At 54.3% G+C, this 19,605-nt stretch carries 19 protein-coding genes; 15 read left to right on the top strand and 4 right to left on the bottom strand.

Going from position 1 to position 19,605, the window contains the following annotated elements; translation table 11 throughout:
- Positions 1–57 precede the first annotated feature (57 nt).
- A complete protein-coding gene (locus H8K04_18730) occupies positions 58–726 on the top strand; it encodes a hypothetical protein (GenBank protein UVT15807.1) in 669 nt (222 codons plus the stop codon).
- A gap of 16 nt (positions 727–742) precedes the next feature.
- Here H8K04_18730 and arfB read toward each other — a convergent pair whose 3' ends face one another.
- Together arfB and H8K04_18720 are read right to left on the bottom strand one after the other, a co-directional pair.
- On the bottom strand, positions 743–1,162 hold the full coding sequence (gene arfB, locus H8K04_18725; GenBank protein ID UVT15806.1) for an aminoacyl-tRNA hydrolase: 420 nt from the start codon (positions 1,160–1,162) through the stop codon (positions 743–745).
- A gap of 141 nt (positions 1,163–1,303) precedes the next feature.
- Complete coding sequence (locus H8K04_18720; GenBank protein ID UVT15805.1) at positions 1,304–1,564, bottom strand: hypothetical protein; 261 nt, start codon at positions 1,562–1,564, stop codon at positions 1,304–1,306.
- Between the two features lie 724 nt (positions 1,565–2,288).
- On the opposite strand from H8K04_18720, the gene H8K04_18715 reads away from it, so the two are divergent.
- The 7 genes from H8K04_18715 (at position 2,289) to H8K04_18685 (ending at position 11,044) form a co-directional block, all read left to right on the top strand.
- Positions 2,289–4,097: a SulP family inorganic anion transporter gene (locus H8K04_18715; GenBank protein ID UVT15804.1), complete on the top strand. Its 1,809-nt coding sequence runs from the start codon at positions 2,289–2,291 to the stop codon at positions 4,095–4,097.
- A 10-nt stretch (positions 4,098–4,107) separates the two neighbouring features.
- The gene (locus H8K04_18710) at positions 4,108–4,257 is read left to right on the top strand and encodes a hypothetical protein (protein UVT15803.1); all 150 of its coding nucleotides are present in this window, start codon (positions 4,108–4,110) and stop codon (positions 4,255–4,257) included.
- A 111-nt stretch (positions 4,258–4,368) separates the two neighbouring features.
- On the top strand, positions 4,369–5,541 hold the full coding sequence (locus H8K04_18705) for a sigma-54-dependent Fis family transcriptional regulator (GenBank protein UVT15802.1): 1,173 nt from the start codon (positions 4,369–4,371) through the stop codon (positions 5,539–5,541).
- A gap of 80 nt (positions 5,542–5,621) precedes the next feature.
- On the top strand, positions 5,622–7,550 hold the full coding sequence (locus H8K04_18700; GenBank protein UVT15801.1) for a CHASE3 domain-containing protein: 1,929 nt from the start codon (positions 5,622–5,624) through the stop codon (positions 7,548–7,550).
- A gap of 3 nt (positions 7,551–7,553) precedes the next feature.
- A complete protein-coding gene (locus tag H8K04_18695) occupies positions 7,554–8,948 on the top strand; it encodes a sigma-54-dependent Fis family transcriptional regulator (GenBank protein ID UVT15800.1) in 1,395 nt (464 codons plus the stop codon).
- Positions 8,949–9,242: 294 nt separating this feature from the next.
- Positions 9,243–9,845, top strand: coding sequence for a DUF4118 domain-containing protein (locus H8K04_18690; GenBank protein UVT15799.1), 603 nt, complete (start codon positions 9,243–9,245; stop codon positions 9,843–9,845).
- A gap of 431 nt (positions 9,846–10,276) precedes the next feature.
- Entirely contained in the window at positions 10,277–11,044 is a 768-nt protein-coding gene (locus tag H8K04_18685) for a DUF2490 domain-containing protein (GenBank protein UVT15798.1), read from the top strand.
- Positions 11,045–11,290: 246 nt separating this feature from the next.
- Here the strand turns inward: H8K04_18685 and H8K04_18680 are convergent, their stop codons facing one another.
- Complete coding sequence (locus H8K04_18680; protein ID UVT15797.1) at positions 11,291–12,169, bottom strand: carbonic anhydrase family protein; 879 nt, start codon at positions 12,167–12,169, stop codon at positions 11,291–11,293.
- A gap of 508 nt (positions 12,170–12,677) precedes the next feature.
- On the opposite strand from H8K04_18680, the gene H8K04_18675 reads away from it, so the two are divergent.
- Together H8K04_18675 and H8K04_18670 are read left to right on the top strand one after the other, a co-directional pair.
- The gene (locus H8K04_18675) at positions 12,678–13,328 is read left to right on the top strand and encodes a prohibitin family protein (GenBank protein ID UVT15796.1); all 651 of its coding nucleotides are present in this window, start codon (positions 12,678–12,680) and stop codon (positions 13,326–13,328) included.
- A gap of 93 nt (positions 13,329–13,421) precedes the next feature.
- Complete coding sequence (locus tag H8K04_18670) at positions 13,422–13,988, top strand: Slp family lipoprotein (GenBank protein ID UVT15795.1); 567 nt, start codon at positions 13,422–13,424, stop codon at positions 13,986–13,988.
- Between the two features lie 192 nt (positions 13,989–14,180).
- Here H8K04_18670 and H8K04_18665 read toward each other — a convergent pair whose 3' ends face one another.
- Positions 14,181–15,176, bottom strand: a complete 996-nt coding sequence (locus tag H8K04_18665; GenBank protein UVT15794.1) for a hypothetical protein — start codon at positions 15,174–15,176, stop codon at positions 14,181–14,183.
- A gap of 486 nt (positions 15,177–15,662) precedes the next feature.
- On the opposite strand from H8K04_18665, the gene H8K04_18660 reads away from it, so the two are divergent.
- The 5 genes from H8K04_18660 (at position 15,663) to H8K04_18640 (ending at position 19,539) form a co-directional block, all read left to right on the top strand.
- A complete protein-coding gene (locus H8K04_18660; GenBank protein ID UVT15793.1) occupies positions 15,663–16,301 on the top strand; it encodes a hypothetical protein in 639 nt (212 codons plus the stop codon).
- A gap of 275 nt (positions 16,302–16,576) precedes the next feature.
- On the top strand, positions 16,577–17,215 hold the full coding sequence (locus H8K04_18655; GenBank protein ID UVT15792.1) for a Slp family lipoprotein: 639 nt from the start codon (positions 16,577–16,579) through the stop codon (positions 17,213–17,215).
- A 66-nt stretch (positions 17,216–17,281) separates the two neighbouring features.
- Positions 17,282–17,677 carry a response regulator gene (locus H8K04_18650; protein UVT15791.1) on the top strand — a complete coding sequence of 132 codons (396 nt, stop codon included), beginning with the start codon at positions 17,282–17,284 and terminating at the stop codon, positions 17,675–17,677.
- 171 nt (positions 17,678–17,848) lie between these two features.
- Positions 17,849–18,127: a hypothetical protein gene (locus H8K04_18645; GenBank protein ID UVT15790.1), complete on the top strand. Its 279-nt coding sequence runs from the start codon at positions 17,849–17,851 to the stop codon at positions 18,125–18,127.
- A 95-nt stretch (positions 18,128–18,222) separates the two neighbouring features.
- Complete coding sequence (locus H8K04_18640) at positions 18,223–19,539, top strand: NAD(P)/FAD-dependent oxidoreductase (protein ID UVT15789.1); 1,317 nt, start codon at positions 18,223–18,225, stop codon at positions 19,537–19,539.
- Positions 19,540–19,605 lie beyond the last annotated feature (66 nt).

Here is a 19,605-nt window from a genome sequence, read left to right as displayed (position 1 = left end):
GTTATCAAGCAGTTCAGTCTCTGAAGATACGGCACCACATTTGCTGATCAAGACAGTATGAGAATCCATCGCCTCCCCCTAGCCATCGTCGGCATCCTTGCGCTCGGCCTCTCATTGGTTCCACTTCCGGTTCTGGCACAGGAGACGGCCAGGGAGCTGTCGAGTAAGGCCCTACAGGAATGTACTGAAGGGCGGGTGGCCGAGGAACGCGAAGTCAGGCTGGCCCATTTCCAAAGAGGACAGGCGTTGGGGGAACAGGCTGTTGCAGCTGATGAGCAGTACCCGGACGCGCATTTCTCGCTGTTCTGTAACTTAGGTGAGCTGCTTCGCGTCGATGGAGAATCTCTCACGTCGGTCTTCGGGCTCCGCCGCATGATGAAGGAACTCGATCGGACCCTTGAGCTCGCTCCGCATCATATCGATGCGCGCTCGGCCAAAGGAACCTTGCTCGTGAAGCTTCCAGGAATTCTGGGCGGGGACTCCAAAGAGGGCGAGCGACTATTGCAGCAAGTCGTCGATCAGGCGCCCAAGGCGGTCAACGCGAGATTGGCTCTCGCCAAAGTCCGGTGCGAGCATGGACACCATCAAGAGGCGGTGACCCTTGCCTCGGACGCGCTGGCCATCGCTCAAAAACTGAAACGGGTCGACTTCATTCCTGAGGCAAGGGCCGTGCTGCAGCAACTGCTCACTAAGTCGGGCAGCACGAATTACAAGCCTCAGTCCTGACGTTCGCCACGCGCAGTCACTCCAGCGCTTTTCGCAGCGCTTTTAATCGACCCTGCCGCTTTTTCTGCTCAATTCGCCGATCCCGCGCCCCCTTAGTCGGGGTAGTCGCTTTCCTCTTCCTGCGAGGAGTGGCGACACCTTGAATCAGGGCAACCAAGCGATTCAGCGCATCTTCGCGATTGCGCTCTTGAGTACGATATTGCTGCGCCTTGATCGTAATCACGCCGTCCGCTGAAATGCGGTGATCCCGCAACTGCAGCAGCTCGTCCTTATACTGCTGCGGCAGCGACGATCTTCTGATGTCGAACTGCAAATGAATGGCGGTTGCGACTTTGTTGACGTTCTGTCCACCGGCGCCCTGTGACCGCATGGCGTGGAGTTGGATTTCTGAATCGGAGATGGAGATGAAGGGCGTGATAGACAGTACTGCACTCATGGCGGCAAAAGAACTCCATTTTACTGTGCCAGTCTATGCAAACACGTGTCAAATGGTCAAACGAATACTAGGCGATTCGGTCCATTGTCCAGATACGAGGGAAGCCGTGGAGATTCAAATCCGAAACTCAACAGGCGGGGGTCACCGCAACTCCGGCAGGCGGTCAATGATGCGGAGGCTTACTTCATTGCCCAGATGAATCTGGACCATTTTGCTGGAGAGGCGTTCGCGCATTTGTTGGACGTCCTGGACGCTGAATTTCAACTGTCCTCCGCATCGTTCGACTAGATGATAGAGCAACAGGGTCGTGAGGTACTGGACCTCGTCGTCATTGGCATACTCACTGCAGTTGAGAATCTGGGGCATAGTGGCGGCGGTACGGTTGTGTTCTGCGAGGTACATATCGCCAAATTGCCGGCTGTTCCACAATACCTCAAAGGGAGGAGGCGGCTACATTACCCGCATTGCGAGAGAAGACGGGAGCAGTCCGTCACGTCCGCCCTGTAGTCGCTATGTCCTCGAAAGTAGACTCCAGACAGCACATTTAGGCAAGTCTTGCGTCGAGCCGAGGCTTGAACCCAATGTGGGAGCAAGCGATTAGACGACACGGATATGTTCGGCTGGGGAGGCTTCGGCAGTGCGTGCATTCCTCTCGTGGTCACAGAGCGAGGAGTATGGCATGCCGTTCATGTCGTCATGGGGGTAATGAAGGGAGCAGGATTTCGGATATCCTTGTCCGATGGCCTGAGGAATCGCGTAAACAGGGTGCGACTTCTCAATAACCGCCACAATTCTTCCGTCGTTTCTCGGATGCATTTCAGTACCTAACATTTCGATAGAATCCTCGCGCGAGCCGCCTTCCAAGGATGAAAATAGAGTTCTTTTGTGAGAGCGAAATCGCACTATACCATCATCTTTAATTCGCTCACCTTAATCTTGTCACCATAACTATGTGTTAGGCATTTCCGCACATAACATACGGCAACTAATTGTGATTATTGAAGTTATTCGCTCTGTGCGCCTCACTCATGTGAATTGTGTCAATCCACGACGCAGGCACCGGATGTGCTTTATGGTCCACAAGCGCCATGCTGTTGTCATGGCAGCTGGAAGCGAATTTGATTGAGTGATCGACGAAGGACAGGCCTCCCTGAAGCTCAGTGAGGGTGCGGTGTCGTCTCTCGAACACTTGGCTGTCACCTGGGACGAAAAGCCACAAAACGGAATAGCTGGGTTAAAACACTGGCGGTACGACCTCGTAGCAGGGTTGCAAGTTGCGCTGGTAGGGCTACCGCTATCCCTCGGAATCGCACTGGCCTCGGGGGCAGCTCCGATTACAGGAGTGATCTCCGCCATTATTGCCGGATTGGTCTTTCCCTTTCTCGGTGGTGCCTATATCACCGTGAGCGGGCCGGCGGCAGGTCTTGCTCCAGCCCTGCTGGCCGGTATGCTGGCTCTTGGTCAAGGAGATCTCGAAGTAGGGTACCCTCTGGTCCTTGTGGCCATCTGTCTTACCGGAGCAGTACAGATCGTGTTGAGTAGTTATAACGCCGGCCGTTTTGCCATGTACTTCCCGATGTCGGTACTGCAGGGTATGTTGGCCGCGATCGGGATGCTGATTATCATCAAGCAGATTCCCTCGCTTCTCGGCCATTTGACTACTTCGACAAAATCAATTCCAGAAGCCATCCTTCTCCTTCCCGCGCAGATCATGGAAATGAATACCCAGGTCTTTGCCGTCGGAGGCATCGCCTTGGCCCTCCTCTTCGCTCTCGACAGCGACAGAGTCAAGCGCCAAAGATGGGTGCGGAGTATTCCTGCGGCACTCTTGGTCGTTGCGTTAGGAGGCGTAGCCGGTTGGGTGCTGAACTTCCCGGAAACCTATTTGGTTCACGTCCCTCAAGATGTTCTTGCACAAGGCATCCATTTCCCGAACTTCTCGGATGTATGGCAACGGTCGGAGCTATGGCTTACGTTACTGACTACGGTTATCACCCTGACTTTGATCGACGGAACCGAGACCCTGGCCACTATCGCCGCAATCGATAAAATCGACCCCTTCGGCAGAAAATCGGACCCCAATGTTACGCTTCGGGCCATGGGAGTATCGAACATCCTTTCTGGTTTAGCGGGTGGATTGACGATTATTCCAGGGGGGATCAAGAGCACGGCAAACATGATTGCTGGAGGACGAACGTTATGGGCGAATCTCTACTACGCCCTGTTCATGGCTTTCTTTGTATGGTCTGGGACCACCCTGATCAACAGGATTCCACTCACCGTCCTGGCCGCGTTACTCATCTTCATCGGGTGGAGGTTGTGCGCGCCGAGAATCTTCTTAAAGATGTTTTCGATCGGCGCAGAGCAACTCCTGATCGCGACCGTCTGTGTCGTAGTCACGCTGTACACGTCGGACATCTTACTGGGAGTGATCGCCGGAACAGTGACGAAGATTCTCGTCCTCTGTTTTGACCTGGTCAAGGCGCTGACATTTGAACGGCAATCCAACGCCGGTAACATTGGATCCTTCTCCACGCGTGTCCAGGCTGCGTTCAAAGAGCTGTTCGGAGATCCCATTATCAGAATTGGAGACGGGCGCACCCGGGGAGGAGGAGATACAACCATTATGAGCGTCGCAGCGCAAAATATGAAACACCCCTACAAAATCTACCTCTCGTCGCTCAGCTGCATGAATCTGATGAAACTTGACGCGAAGCTCAAGGCTCTTCCCAGTCACAGGGACAACTTCATGATCATCCTGGCTGGACATGTGGTGGATCACACGGCGATGGAATACTTGTATCAGTTCCGTGACCAACATGAGAAGGCAGGCCATAAGTGCGTGATCCTTGGAACGCAGCATTTTCTTTCTCATTCCAACCATCGGTTGGCATACCGAGTGAGTCAATCCGATGACGCTATGGCCTATGGATGAAGATCGGCACATGAAAGGATGTGTCGAGCGCATGATCTGGCAGGGAGCCACGCGTGATGCGCTGGGATACGTCGACGATCAGTTAGGTGGTCGAATCGGAGGTGACGCCGTGTCGATGTCTCAGCCAAGGCCGTATGATGAGAATGTCACAGGTCGGTGAACATGCATGCCCACATCCCCATGATCGATTCTCAATCCAGACAAATGGGCATCGTCAAACGTCTTGCAGCGTACCCGCGCATACAGTAGCATGCCACTAGGGGAATCTCGCATGATGCAAGCGAGTATTTTCGTGGTGGACGATCAGGCTGCGTTCCGTAACGCCCTGGATAAACTGCTTTCACGGATGCAGCACCGGGTTCGGTCGTTTCAATCCGGTGAACAACTGCTAGCTGCAGTTGAAGAGGACGTGCCGGACTTAATTCTGCTTGATTTAAAAATGCCCGGCATGACCGGCATTGAAGTTCTGCAGGCGCTTCGCCCCAAAGGCTGCGATGCCCTCGTCATCCTGCTGACCGCATATGGAACAGTAGAGGATGCGGTGGAAGCCATGAAGCTCGGGGCATTCGATTTCCTCATCAAAACGGTCGACCTTGAAAGCTTGGAACCGGTCGTCAACCGGGCCCTTGAACATATTCTGCTGAAGCGGCGCGTGTCCTACAACAGCGAGCACGAGGCCGATCAATATCGATTGAGCAACTTGATCGCGCATAGCCTGGCGATGAGGGCCTTGCTGGTGCAGGTGCGAGAAGTGGCCCAGAGTCCACATGTGCCCATACTCCTGACCGGAGAAACCGGAACAGGGAAGGAATTCTTAGCCCGTGTCATCCACCACAATAGCGCGCGCGCCAAGGGGCCATTCGTGAAGATCAGTTGCACCACTCTTTCGCCCATGCGGTTCGAGCGCGACCTCTTTGGGTATGAGAGGGGCGCCTTCGCCGGGGCCGAAAGGAGAAAGCTCGGCCTGCTGGATCAAGCGGAAACCGGGACGCTGTTTCTCGATGAGATCGGCGATCTCGATCTCGTGATGCAGGGAAAACTGGTGGGAATCGTGCAGGATCGAATGTTTCGCCGTCTGGGTGGAATTGACGATATTTCCGGAGACTTCCGCGTGATCGCGTCCTCCTACCGGGATCTGAAGGAGGAAGTCTCGGGTGGACGGTTTCGAGAGGATCTCTTCTTTCGTCTGAACGCGATGCAGTTCGTCGTGCCGCCGATCAGGAGCCGTACCGAGGATATCATACCCCTCGCCAAGCTGTTCATGATGAAGTATGGGTTGGAGTTTGGGAAAGAGGTGACCGATATCGATCCCAAAGCCGTCGCCACGCTTCAACACTACTCGTTCCCGGGCAATGTGCGCGAACTTCAAAACATCATCGAACGGGCCATGATGTTGTGCATGGGCAAGACCTTGACCAGCAGTGACCTCCCCGGCGCGCATTGAGTTCTTGAGGTTGGATCAGCTGACCCGGGTGTGTCGGCATGTACGGTGGGTGGCACCGCCCGGATTCCATCGGAGTGTTTATGCAGGAACGCTTTCCTCAGAAGTTCTTGGATGATCTCCCGATCCTTCCCAAGCTCCTTCTCATTCCAACCATTCCCTTCATCTCTCTCATGATCTTCAGCGTGATGACCTATCTGGATGTCCAGAATTTTATACAGGATGAAGAACGCCTGACACGTCTCTATGTTCTTCAAAAGACGGCGGCCCAATACATGCGCTCGGTCGCTGATTTGGAAACGGCATTTCTGGGCTATGTCATCTCTGAGAACAACCGATATCTGGCGCGGTTTCAGGAGGGGCGAAAAAACGTCCTGGAAATGGACCGGCAACTGGAAACCCAACACCCCCAGCAACATGAACAATTCGAAGACATTCGCGCCCTGGTGGAGAAGTCATTTTTGGAGAAAGAAGCACTGCTCCAAGCCATCCAGCTGGGAAATCGGTCCGATGCCGTCAAGTATGTTCGAGATGGACGAAGTCGGGAGATCATGGTTGAGGTTCGGAAATGGATGGCATGGTTTGATCGGGAGCAAGATCGCATGCAGCAACTGGAGCTATCGCGACTGAGCTACGATCGAGCGTGGACACGCTTCCTTATTCTTGGAGGCGGGTTGGTGACCCTCTGCCTCGTCATCTTCGCGTTGGCACTCATTGCGCGTTCAATTGCAACTCCGGTCACCGCCTTGTCTAAGGTCGTAGGTTCGACGGCCGGTCAGGCGATTCCCTCCATTCCGGTCCTTGACCGGAAAGATGAAATCGGGGTGCTGACCGCCGTGATGAAAAAAATGAGCCTGCAGATCCGTAAAGATCTCGAAGAAGTCCAGCAGTCCGAAGCGACCCTCAAGAGGTTGAATGCGCACTTGTCGGCTTCCGAGGCGAAATATCGAGGTCTCGTGGATCACGCGCCACTCGGTATCTTTATGACGAAAGGAGTAAGGGTCACGTTCAGCAATCGGTACAATCAGCAGTTGGCGGGACTGGATCCCGAATCGGATGTTGATCCCGAAACATTCCGGCAACGGGTGCATCCTGAAGATCGTGACCGTGTGCTCACGACATTTTCAGAAGCCGTTGCTGCAGGCCGGCCCTGCGAACTGATTTTCCGATTACTCCATGATGACGGCAGTATCCGGACGGTCTTAAGTCAACGTGTGCCGATCATGGATTTAGAGAGTCCCGATGTGGTCTATGTGGGATTTAATATCGACATTACCACCTTGGACAATCTGCAATTACGGTTAAGGCGGGCAGAAAAGTTGGCGACGTTGGGACAAGTTGCGGCGGGCATCGCTCATGAGCTCAGAAATCCGCTGGTGGGCATCGGTTCGACGGCAAAGGTCCTGTTGGACGACTTCGAATCCGGTGATCCAAAGAGCAAAGAGGTCGAAGTGATCTTATCGGAGACTCGGCGGTTGGATCGAATCGTTAATCAGATCGTGGACTATGCGCGGCCACGACGACTTGCGCCCACACGAATCGATCTCAACCGGCTCGCCGGTGAGGTGTCCAAATTGTTGAAGTCCCGGTTGGAGGATAAGCACCTCACGATCAAAATCAGTATTTCACCCATGATCAGCGAGTTCACCGCCGATCGAGACCTTCTGAGACAAGTGCTGTTGAATATTATAGACAACGCAATTGATGCCACACCGAAGGCTGGCGCTCCTATCGAGATCACGGGACATGAATTGTTCAGAGAGGAGAGGCCCGGTTTGGTGATTCAAGTCAAAGACGACGGTGTCGGCATTTCGCCGGAACTGCTCCCGAATGTGTTTCAACCGTTCGTGACGTCCGGGAAAAAGCATGGGACCGGATTAGGCTTGGCTATCTGTCAGAATATCGTCGAAAGCCACGAGGGGGACATCTACGTGACGAGCGAAGTTGGAAAGGGCACCATTGTCGGCATCTGGTTGCCGTTGGAACAAGAAACTGCACTGGAAAGGCATTGATCCATGCACACAGTTGTTTTTGTGGTCGACGACGAACAAGTTATTCGAACGGCCATCGTCAGGAGGCTGATCAGACTGGGACATTTCGCCACCGGATATGAATCCGGTGAGGTGTTGTTGCAAGAGCTTGAGCACAAGCTTCCCGAACTTGTGCTGCTCGATCTGAAAATGCCCGGCATCAGCGGCCTTGATGCGCTCAAACACGTGCGTCAACTGGCTCCCTCCGCCATCGTCATCATGCTGACCGCGTATGGGACGGTACACGACGCGGTGGAAGCCATGAAATTGGGGGCGTACGATTTCCTGGTCAAAACGGTCGATCTTGAGGGAGTCGAAGCCGTTGTCTCCCGTGCGATCGAGGTCCTGAAGCTCCGCCGCCGTCTGGAATCGGAAGTAAGTGGACAAACCAACCAGTACCATTTGAGCAACGTCGAAGCGCACAGCCGCGTGATGAAACAATTGCTCGAACAAGTACGGGAAGTGGCGGAGAATCCAAAACCTACGGTGATGCTGCTGGGAGAAACCGGAACAGGGAAAGAATTCCTCGCACGGGTTATCCATCATAATGGCCCAAGGGCGTCTGGGCCATTTGTGGGGGTCAACTGCACCGCGATTCCCAAGGATCTCTTTGAGAGCGAATTATTCGGGTATGAGCGAGGAGCCTTTACCGGCGCCAATCAACGCAAGCTCGGTCTGCTCGAAAAGGCGGAAGGCGGCACGCTGTTTCTTGATGAGATTGGTGATCTCGATCTTTCGACGCAGGCCAAGTTACTGCGCGTGATTCAGGAGCGCTCATTCAGGCGGCTCGGGGGAACCGACGATCTCGGGGTGGATTTTCGCCTCATCACGGCGACGAATCGGGAAATCAAGAAGGAGGTGGAACGAGGAGCCTTTCGAGAAGATCTCTATTTTCGTCTCAATGTCGTAGCATTTGAGATTCCTCCCCTTCGCAAGAGATTCGAAGATATTCTTCCCCTCTGCCGGAAGACGATCGTGCGGTTTGCGCAGGAATTCGGGAAACCAGTCCCTGAAATGGACGCAGAAACTCGCGAAATGCTCGAGCGATATCAATATCCGGGGAATATTCGGGAGCTGGAAAACACCCTCGAACGAGCGATGATTTTCTGTTCGGGCCAAACATTGACCGCTAATTATCTACCGCGGGAACTCCATGAACATGTCGGGCAAACCACCATGTCGGTTTCCCAAGGCTCTGAACATCTGATTCGCATTGAGATGCAAGTCGGAAAGCACACTCTGGAGCGAATCGAAGAATCCATCATCGAAGAAGTCCTACGACTGGCGGACTACAACAAGAGCTTGGCCGCTAAGCAGCTTGGCCTCACCCGATTTTCGTTGGACCGGCGTTTGAAAAAGCTCACGGACTCACCAAGGTGAAGCTTCCCCGACCTCACCGAGTTACAAAGAATATCCTCGCCTTGAACACATGACCGCGCCATGCAGTGCTTCCGCCCTGCCCTGACCAGCCGCCAGGATGCGTCTCCATGACGCCCGAAGATCCCGACCGGAGCGTACGGAAGATCGATGGCGCATTAGACGCTCACTCGGTAAGGTTTTCGAGGACTCAACTCGTCGGCTTCCATTGGCCGTGATGTTGTCGTATGATTCACTGTGTGTTCCTTATAGTGTCCTACCTCTCCGGTTAATCGAGGGGATTTCCCAAAGGGCGCGATGCCCTCCCAGACCGAAGACAAAGTGGAGAACGAAGGAATGGGACGCGCTCTTGGGAGGGCATTGTTACCCAAGGCTACGGCAGACATGATAGGTATAGATCCAGAACACCCGCCGCGTCGGGAAGACAGGGGATGGATCCCAACCGGCTCACAATTGAGTAAACAGTATGGTCTAGCTTTCGGGACTACACTCCTCGCCTTCCTCCTGCGCTGGTCCCTTGATTCTTACCTTGGCGACGATAGACTTGCCTATGCTGCATTCCTCATCGCCATTGCGGTTACCACGTGGTATGGCGGGATAGGCCCTTCTTTGGTGGCGTTTGCCTTAGGTGGGTTGCTTGCCAATTGGGTTTTCATTCACCCGCGGTATACACTTAGCCTTGGAGACCTGGAAGATCAAGCCGGCGTTGCCGTTTACTTGACCGTCAGTTTCGCGATGGTCGGGTTTGCACAAACTTGGCGGTGGGCATGGAGAAAAACGGAGGAAATGACACAAGAGCTACGAATGGAGATAGACCGCCATAGACAGACTGAAGAAAGGACCACGCCTGTCGGCTTAACGGAAAGCACACCGACTTCACACTCCGAGCGGACGCTGTAGTTCAAAGCTCTACGAAGGCTTTCACAGTCGTTTTGACTCCTACTTCATGCCGATGCCGCATCCCCAGTTCCTTTCCGCTTCTTAAATCAGCAAAACCCAAGCAGCATCGCTCCGAGCCCTGCTGTCTCGCGCCACGCGAGGAAATGGCATGGATCTCAGTCCCGTGTTCCTGGATCATAATGGATGCGAAACGAGCGATCGCTCGCGCAATCTCGCAACCGGCAATCTACCGCGCTTGACGAACTTTCTCGATTTTTGACTGGCGTTTCTCTTGCTGAAAAGGGTACAAGACGTTGCCGAGTAACGCTCGGGCTTGAGCCGCAGCGTCCACATACCATCATCATGAGCTCGGCAATACCCTGATGGAGAGAGCGTCGCTTCGCTAGCCATGTGATCTCAAGTACCCAGGAAGAACCAGCTTAGGAGACATCATGTATCAGGCCCCACATCACCGAACACGTAAGTTCACGGACATCATCAAGGTCTCGGTTTTCGCCTGGAGTCTACTTTTGAGCGCGGAATCCTTTGCCCAGACGCCTTCAACATTCAACCAGGACCTTCGCCTGTGGACACCGACTTTCCTTACCGTGAAGCTTCCCTCGTCTTTCATCGCCTACATGGAAGTCAACCCGCGCTTCGCCGATCTGGACGATTCCGGCAAGATCGATCAGTTGCTCCTCCGCCCCGCCCTGGGCTATCAACTGACGGAAAATGTCTCCATCTGGCAAGGGTATGCCTGGGTCGGCAACTTTAATCAGAGGCATACACCACCTCAATCGTCCTTCTTCGAAGAAAACCGGATCTATCAACAGATCAATTACACGAGCAAATTCGACTCGTTCAAGATTCTGAGCCGTTTTCGCCTTGAGGAACGTTGGATCGAACATGCAGACGGTACTGCGCTGCGGTTCCGTATGATGGTGCGGGGAATGTATCCCTTGCCCGTAGCTCCGAAATGGGCGCTAGTGACTTACGATGAAATCTTTGTCAACCTCAACACGGTCGGTACGATTCAAGGAAAAGGACCAGCGTCTGGATTCGACCAGAACCGGTTCTTTGTGGGCCTCAACCGGACGTTTGGGAAACATTTCAATATGGACGTTGGGTACCAAAATCAGCTTCTCAATAGCAGGTCGATTCCCAATCTCGCAAACCAGATGAATCACGCCATCTTATTGAATTTTTACATCAATCTATAGACAGGTGCGAACGCCATGTGGTGAAGCATAGGACCGCGGCTTGACAGCCGCGGTTCCTGTTGGTTCGTCGGTGATATGGGTCTGCCTTTGCAGGGCGTTGGAGGACAATGCGTGCGCACGTCTCCACGGATTCACAACGTGGATGAATGCGCAGGCGTCGATAATCTGCCGATGACTCAGGACCCTAACGCGATGTCGTATGTTCTGAAACCTCAGAGAGATACATCGCACCGGTAAACATAGAGGCTACTTCTCCAGAACGAAGCGTTTATGTAAAGGTTGCGTCGGCCGTACATTATCGTGACCCACGAGCGCACGAAATCTCTCAATCTGTGCGGCGGAGACTTCAATGGGATCCTGCATGACCAGCCAGCTGACCCCTTCTGAACAGGGTGGAGTGGTGAAGGACCCGGAGTATAGGTAGTAGGAGCGCCGCTCAGGTAAGAGAGTCATCGGATTGACGGTATGGTTATGGTCATCCACGACTTCCCCAACCTTGGCCGGAGCATGCTGCAAGAATGTCTCAAAAAACGGATTTTCCTTCCCCTCCTCCATGAAGACGGCAACCACTGCTACTTCATGCCGCTCATTGTGATGCACCAGATGCAGTTCCATCGGATAGTGCTTATGATCTATCGTGTGTTCGCTCGGGGCATGGAAATGAAATTGTTCAAGTAAGTAAAGATCCTCGTCGAACACAATCGTGCTGTCCTTATCGAACGTGTTTACTGTTTGGCCGTGTTTGGGGTAACGCGATTTAGTCGCTTCCGAAACCGGTTCCACTTCCTGCAGCGTATGCCCGTTGTTGACCACATGGAACGGAGCTTCTTTATAAGAAAAGTAGATATCGTTGAGCGTCGTCTTGTGGGAACGCAACAGATCGACCGGTGATTGCGCCATGCCCTTCTCACACAGGGAAAATTCCGGTCCGAGCTTACCCCAACGAAGAGGCCCCTGATTCCCCTCATAACCCCATGTGGCAGATCCCGTCTCTCCTGCGTGCAGCCACACCGGCAGCGCCAACGCAAGCATTATCGTTATGTTCAGAACCACCATCTTCCGCCGAGCACTGTTGTGAGATACAGGCACCGCGACCGCGGTGCTCAGCAAAGAGAATGCCTCCATGACTATCCCTCCCTTATAACCCTTCTAACTAATTGATCATCTGTCTGGTCTGGATCTCTTAACCACAAATCATGAAGCAGCACCGCTGGACAGAACAGAGAGGCCTTTGAATGAGTGTTAGCCTTCGGCTGCTATGCCCATCGTAACTTCTTTTGCTGCGGGTGCTTCTCCGCCACGAATTCATATACTTAAACGAGCGTAATCGCACAATGTACACAGTGCGCTTTTAAAAATCAATCCGACTGCTGAATACCTGTTCAGCCTCATCTTGATCGTAAGTCCATACAAAACAACCGCTTAGCGATCATGAAACTCTGCTGACTAGGGTGCGCATCTTGCTGTTGATCCAAGTATGTCCACCTTGCCACAGCAAGCTGCAAGGAGGTCATGGTCCCCATGAACGATCTATCAAAGACGCGAACGGACACGGAAGTGAAATTATTCGGTCGAATGGACGGAATCTCGCCAGGGCAATCGGAAGTCCACGTTCGGGCGAGAAGGAGGGACCATGCACAACCTTACGAAGACCTTACTGCTTGTCATGGTATTGCTCTCCCTGCCAGCCTGCGGGACCACCATCGAACCTGGTCAACGAGGGGTGCGATGGAATCCCTTGACCGGTGGTTTGAGCACCGAACCACTTAAGAGCGGATTCCATTGGCGGGCGCCATGGAACCAAATCTACGTATACAACGTGCGATGGCGCAGTTACACCGAGATAATCAATGCCCTAAGCTCAGATAACCTGCCGGTCACCCTTAAGACCGTGGTTGTCATGAGACCGATTCCCGGAGAGCTGTATTTTCTGGCTAAGGACATCGGACCGGATTTCTATGCTCGCGTTGCCAAACGCGAGTTACTGGCCACCGTCCGAAACATCGTCTCTAACTATCCCATGGTCACTGTGCTGGAGCACAGTTCTGAAATAGCCAGCGAGGTAGAGGCGGCCGTGGTAGAAAAACTCAAAGATCGTCATGTCCAAGTGGCGAGCGTTGCCATGGCCGGTCTCGATCCGGAGGACGTCTGGTTCAAGCTCTACGACAGCTCAAACCCCAAGGTGGTACTCCTGCCGGACAAGCACGATATGCTGCTCTTGATCGACCCTGAAACGGTTCAGGCAACGGCTTCGTCGCATAAGGATTTCCGTGACCGACACTGAGATTCAGGTGTGCTCGCTGCCCAATGGTTCATCCAAGCATGCGAATCGCGAGCTATTGCACCGCCTCCTTTTGCACGAGATAAGGAGATTCACATGCGTACGATAGGCCTGTTCGTGATGTGTGTATCCTTCGCCGCCTGTACAATCACACCGGTATTTCCTCCAGACCTCACAAGAGATATCGACACGGACTCCGGTGTCATGAAGGCCTGGAAGGAGCAGACATCTTACTCCGACGCCACCTTCAGCTCCCATAAAGTGCAATTGGGAGGACAGATCACGCAAGTTATTCGGAGGCCGGAAGGTGTCGTCATTCTCGCCAAGGAGCAGCCAATGGACAAATATCTAGGGTATGGTCCTGTACGCGTGAAACGGGAAGACCGCTTCGAATTCGGAATCATTCTTACCGGCTTCCCAGACGCCGATGCCTTGCAGGTCGGCAATCAGCTTGCCGTCGTCGGAATGACGATCAGTGCCAGACCAGAAACGACCGGTTGGATGTCGAGAGTGATCCCGCACCTTCGCGCGCAATGTCTTGACATCTGGAAGACTCAGGAGTTCGAAACCGACAATATTACCTATCAAGGCTCGATGGGATATTATCCGCTGGAAAAACGAACGTTCTGTCAGGAAGAAGGGAAAGGAGACAGCTCGTCATGACTTCTACCGTCACGTTGATCGCGGCTGGTCCATGAACCAGTTCCCCACCTGCTACACGGTCCCAGGCCGGTACGCGGTGGACAATCACCGACGTCGGCCTGTGAAGGTGGTTCATGCGTGAAGAGAATGAGAACCCGTTGGGCTTGGAACCTGGAAGGAACTAAGTTCAAAGGCAGAAACGTCGAAGTCATGCTAAAAGCGATGGATGACCCCCACTCCCACGTTGGTGTTGAAATCGTGCGTTTGGTGGAAATTCTGCCGACGATTTGCCCGCTGAACGGACAATGTCACGGCGGTGCTATCCGTCAGTTTGTATAGGAGCCTTCCATTCCCTTGGAAGATGTTTTCATGCCCGCCGTTTCGCTCATCCCCCACGATTCCACTCGTCCAATTATTCCGTTCGTAGTGAAAGTCCAGCTCCAATTCCAGGTGTGGCATCAATTCAGCGTCCAGCCCAAGCGCGACGAAGTGCTGAACATATGACAGATCTTCTTCGGGGTCGTGCTCGAGCCGGCCGCTGGCCAACCCACGTTCGTAGTGATAGGCGGCGAAGAGTTTCAGGTGTTCCGTCGCGCGCCAAAACAGCTGGGGACCGATGGTCCATAACGTCGTATTGCGTCGCGCGAAGGGGTCGTTGTAGAGACGTTTCCCCACCCGTCCCTGAAATCGGAATTCCCAATTGTCAGACAGGCGTTGTTCGAGTCTAATGTATCCGATATGGGAAGTGACCCTCTCGTTTGCGAAGACTTCCGGCTCATGGTGGCTCACTTCACTATTTCCAAGAAGTTGATCGGGCGCGGTATAGTAGCGGAGCCGGAGTGCAGTATTGGGTGTAAAGGAGTGCAACGCTTCGGCTGCGACGCTTGCCTGGCTCCATTCGGGATTCACCGCATAAATAAATCCCTGGGGCTTGACGGAAAAGGCCGTCCGACCCAGTCCTGTCGTGACCGCATTGGAGATGAGGAATCCGGGCTCGAACACCATGTCCGAGCCAAACCCAGTGCGCGACACGTCCAAGACCGGTTGAGAAGGATCACCATCGATGTTTGAGCGGCGGGTGGCCGAAAAAAGGGCGACGTCATCAGTGTAGTAGAGGTTGCCGTCAGCTGTGACAGACCATTCTGCCTGGGCCGGAGGTATCATCGCCAGGATGGACATTCCAATCACAAACAAGACCTTCAGCAACATACCGCTTCCTTTCTGTCTCACCCACGAAGAATCAATCTCCGGTTACGTTGTATCGACAACCTATGAAGGCGGGGTATTAGCGCGGATGGCAGTGAATGCGGGTCGAGCAAGGTCTGCTTGGATGAGAATGGAGATGTGATTCCGGTGTCTTGGTTGAAACCAAGGTTTGACCCTATCCTTACCGATCACGATTATTCGATTCCCCTCTTGAGGCGCGATTCAAAACGGTGCCTACTATGCCAAAAGATCCTCTGAATTTTCAAGGCGATTGAGCCGCAACGTAAAAATAGAGCGTTACCGCACTACCGGCACAGTGCGACTATGAGGATCAATCAGACTCATCAACATCTCCTCCCTCTGTTCATCAAATAAATCCATAAAAACCAGCACTTAGATATCTTAAAATTCAGGCCGGCCTGGGTGCGCATCTTGCTGGTTACTAAAGTGCTCCACCTTGTCAAGGCAAGATGCACGGAGGTCATGGCTATGAAAGATCTATCGGGGTATGTTCGATCCTCTCCCGGCTGGTTAAGAAGATTCGTCACGTTCCTGCTCCTCGGCCCGATCGTTACGATGGGCTGCGCCACCATGGTCACCCCGATGAAGCCAGGTGTTGCAACTTCAGTAGAGGGGGCTAATCACGGTTATGTGGTGGGGCGGGTGCATCTTCAGTGGAATGGAAGGACCCAGGCCTTGGGACAGTTCCCCTTCGATATGAAGTGGAGACTCACGGACGAAAAGAGCGGCGACAAGCTGGTTGTTAATCAGGTTCCGGTCGACGGTCCCTTCGTACTGGACCTGCCGTCGGGTTCTTATCAGCTGACAGCGGTCAGTTTCGACAATGCGTTAGGTATCTGGCAAACGCCTCTTTCGACCACGTTCAGCGTTCGACCTCAGGAATGTACGTATATTGGGACCTGGGACCTCACGATGCAAACGGAGTTCTTCTCGGGATCACTGACACGACGAGTGCGCGACCAGCAGGATCAGGCTGAAAAGGACATGCGGACCATCATGGGCGATCGGGAATGGCCGCCGATGGTGACCCAGTTGGGGACGTCGATGCAAAGTCCTCTCGTGCTCACGTTCCAAACTCAGGGCACGCAGCTCACGTCACCACCCTGAAAAAATAGGCGCAACTATAACTTGATACTTGACGCAACAATCTTTCATCAACGGCAGCGGAGGGTAGTCGCGGGTATCGGTTGCAAATCGCTCTCCCATTTTCGCTTATACCGAACGACCTCCCTCCACAGGGTCACGGCTGCGGGTGATCGTCATGGGTGGCCTAAGCCATCAACGCACGCTAAAAACAGAGGTCAGGAGACAGCGAGTGCAGAGCAAGCGGGTAGAGGGAAAGTGTCCTCTATGCTCGAGTGATCGAGAAAGGAGAATTGCCCATGCGTAATATCGGCCTCTTCGCAATGTGTGTGTTGTCGGCGGCCTGCACAACCCCCCCGATGTTTCCTCCAGAGATCATGCAAGATGTTGAAAAGAACGCCGTCAACGTCAAGGCGTGGAAGGAACAGACGGCTCATCCTTCCAGCGCCGATTTTGTTCGTCACAAAGTGGAACTAGGGGGACGGATCATAAAAGTGATTCGCAAACCTGAAGGCGTCGACATCCTTGTTGAAGAGCAACCCATCGAGAAATATCCTCAGTATGGTCCAAGAAACCTCGAACGGGAAGACACATTCATCTTTGCAATTCTCTTCAACGGCTTTCCAGAGTCGGGCATGCTGCAAGTCGGCAATCCCTTGGCGGTTGTAGGAGCAATGGATAGAGCCAGCGCAGAGGTTATAGGCTGGAGTCCGAGCGTTCTGCCGCATCTTCGCGCGCAATGCCTTCATATCTGGAATACCCAGGGAGTGAAAACCATCGACGATTTCGCCTATGCAGAGGCGATGGGATATTACCCCTCGGAAGAACGAACCTTCTGTCTCGAAGAGAACAGGAACAAATCAGTGTCCACGACCAGCGTCCAGGGGATTGAGAAGCCAGATTCCGATACAGAGGGTGAACCGTCGATCAAGCATTGAGCCGGTCCTCCCGCGTGATGAGCAGTGGTTCAGCTCAAATAGATGTTCTTCACACAAGAGGCTAGCATGCAGGGATACGGCAAACGAGTGCTGATCGTTGAGCACGAGAAAGACGAGCGGAACGTGTTGAGTCTAATGCTGGAGAATGAGGGATATAACGTCCACGTAGCGTCCGATGAAGACCTCGCGCTAGAGGAAATGAAACGCCGGCGATTCGATGTGGTGGTCAGCGCCCATCACATGCCCAAGATCAATGGATTTCGACTCGCCTTGTTAGGACGGCTCGATCGGCCTGATACACCCATGATTCTTTTGTTAGGGGACGATAAGAGCGTGTCGGATGCGATGGACCAAGGACACGCGTATGGCAGCATTCGCAAACCTTACGATTCTGTTGAGTTGTTAGAGCTCATGGGGAACGCCATTCAATTGACCCGCGAACCGCGACTCCAAACATCATAAGCAATCGTTTAGAAGCCCACAACAAACAACCGTGAGGCCGTCCTGTTTGCTGAGGAGGCCCTATGAAACCAGCCAGAACTCCTCCCATCACCATGTGTGTCATATTCGGGGTACTCACTTCCTGTACGGCGAACGGCGTGGTGCCTTCACAGAACCCCTACAGCTCCGGTTGTGAGATCGACCATTCCACAGACGCGTGCATCGGATCGAATGTCTTACCGGCGTGAAGAAGCGCAGGATCTCCATATCACGGCAATGCGGCGGGCGCGCGAGGCCGAGTTGGTGTTGAAGAGAAAACCCGGGCCGGCGACCGATGAGTTCGTAACACAGGTGCGATTCTTCGCTCACCGTCTGCTGGAGGCGGCCGGATATGCAGGCGCGCAGGCTCAGCAGGCAGAACATGAAATTCCCCATGATATGATCAAGCAGCGCTACTCAGTGTGGAGATGATTCACTCCCTTGGCGGATGGAACAGCATGTGGGTCTATCAGACAACAAATGGAACAGCTCCTGCCCACTTCCTCAATACGAGCGTTCGTTGAAGCATGATGGCTCCGGGTAAGGCACGCGTGGTGATTTTGGGCGGGGGGTTCGGGGGCATGTATGCGGCGTTGGCCTTCGAACGGGCGTTGGCGCGCGGCGCGGCCGTCGACGTCACGCTCGTCAACCACGATAACTTTTTCCTCTTCACCCCGATGCTGCACGAGGTCGCCGCGAGCGACCTCGACATCACCAATATCGTCAGCCCGATCCGCAAGCTGCTGCGGCGGGTGACGTTCTTTCATGGCGAGATCGAGGCCATCGATCTCGTGCAGCAACGCGTCGGCCTGTCGCATGGGCACGAGCAGCATTGCCACTCGCTGCCCTATGACCACCTCGTGCTGGCCCTCGGCTCCACCACGAATTTCTTCAACATTCCCGGGGTGGCCAGCCGGGCGTTCACGATGAAGTCCCTGAGTGACGCGATTGTGCTCCGCAACCATCTCATTGCCAATCTGGAGGAAGCGGACTTTGAGTGTGGGGGGGGCTTCCGGGCGCCGCTGCTGAACTTCGTCGTGGCCGGCGGCGGGTTTGCGGGGGTCGAAACCATTGCGGCCATGAATGACTTTTTGCGGGAGGCGGTGCGGTTCTTTCCACATCTTCGGGGCGACATGTTGCGGCTCATCCTGGTCAGTGCGGGGCCGGTGATCTTACCGGAACTCGGGGAGAAGCTCGGCACGTACGCTCAGCGCAAGCTTGGGGAGCAGCAGGTGGAAATCCATGCGAACTGTAAAGTCACCGCCGTGACGGATCGCGACGTCATGCTCAGCGATGGGACCACCGTGACGACCAATACGCTGGTCTGGACCGCCGGCATTACCCCGCATGCCCTCTTAGCCACCCTGCCGTGCCCGAAAACGAAGGGCCGGGTCCTCGTCAATGAGTACCTGGAAGTGCCCGGGTGCCCCGGGGTGTGGGCGTTGGGGGACTGTGCGCTCGTGCCGGATGGCCGGACGGGCGCCTTCCATCCGCCCACCGCGCAACATGCGCTCCGGGAAGGGCGGGTGGCGGCGCGGAATATTCTCGCCACCGTGCGCGGTGCCCCGATGAAACCCTTCCGCTACGCGACGATCGGGCTGCTGGCGCCCATCGGGAAACGGACCGGGGTCGCCAACATTCTCGGGGTGAACTTCTCCGGCTTCTTCGCCTGGTGGCTCTGGCGCACCATTTATTTGCTGAAACTCCCGCGCTTGGAGAAGAAACTCCTCGTGGCCTTGGACTGGACCTTAGATGTGCTGTTCTCGAAGGATCTCGTCCACTTTCGCACCTCGCGCCCCCGAACGCCCCCACCGGCGGCGGATGAATTCGAGAAACCGGCCTGAATTCTGTGCGCCGCCTTTCGTGTGGTCGCCGCAACATACCTGATGAAACGAAATAGCCGTCAGAAC

This window comes from Nitrospira sp. (genome assembly GCA_024760525.1).
GTDB lineage: Bacteria > Nitrospirota > Nitrospiria > Nitrospirales > Nitrospiraceae > Nitrospira_D.
This window is presented reverse-complemented; position numbering and strand designations above follow the sequence as displayed.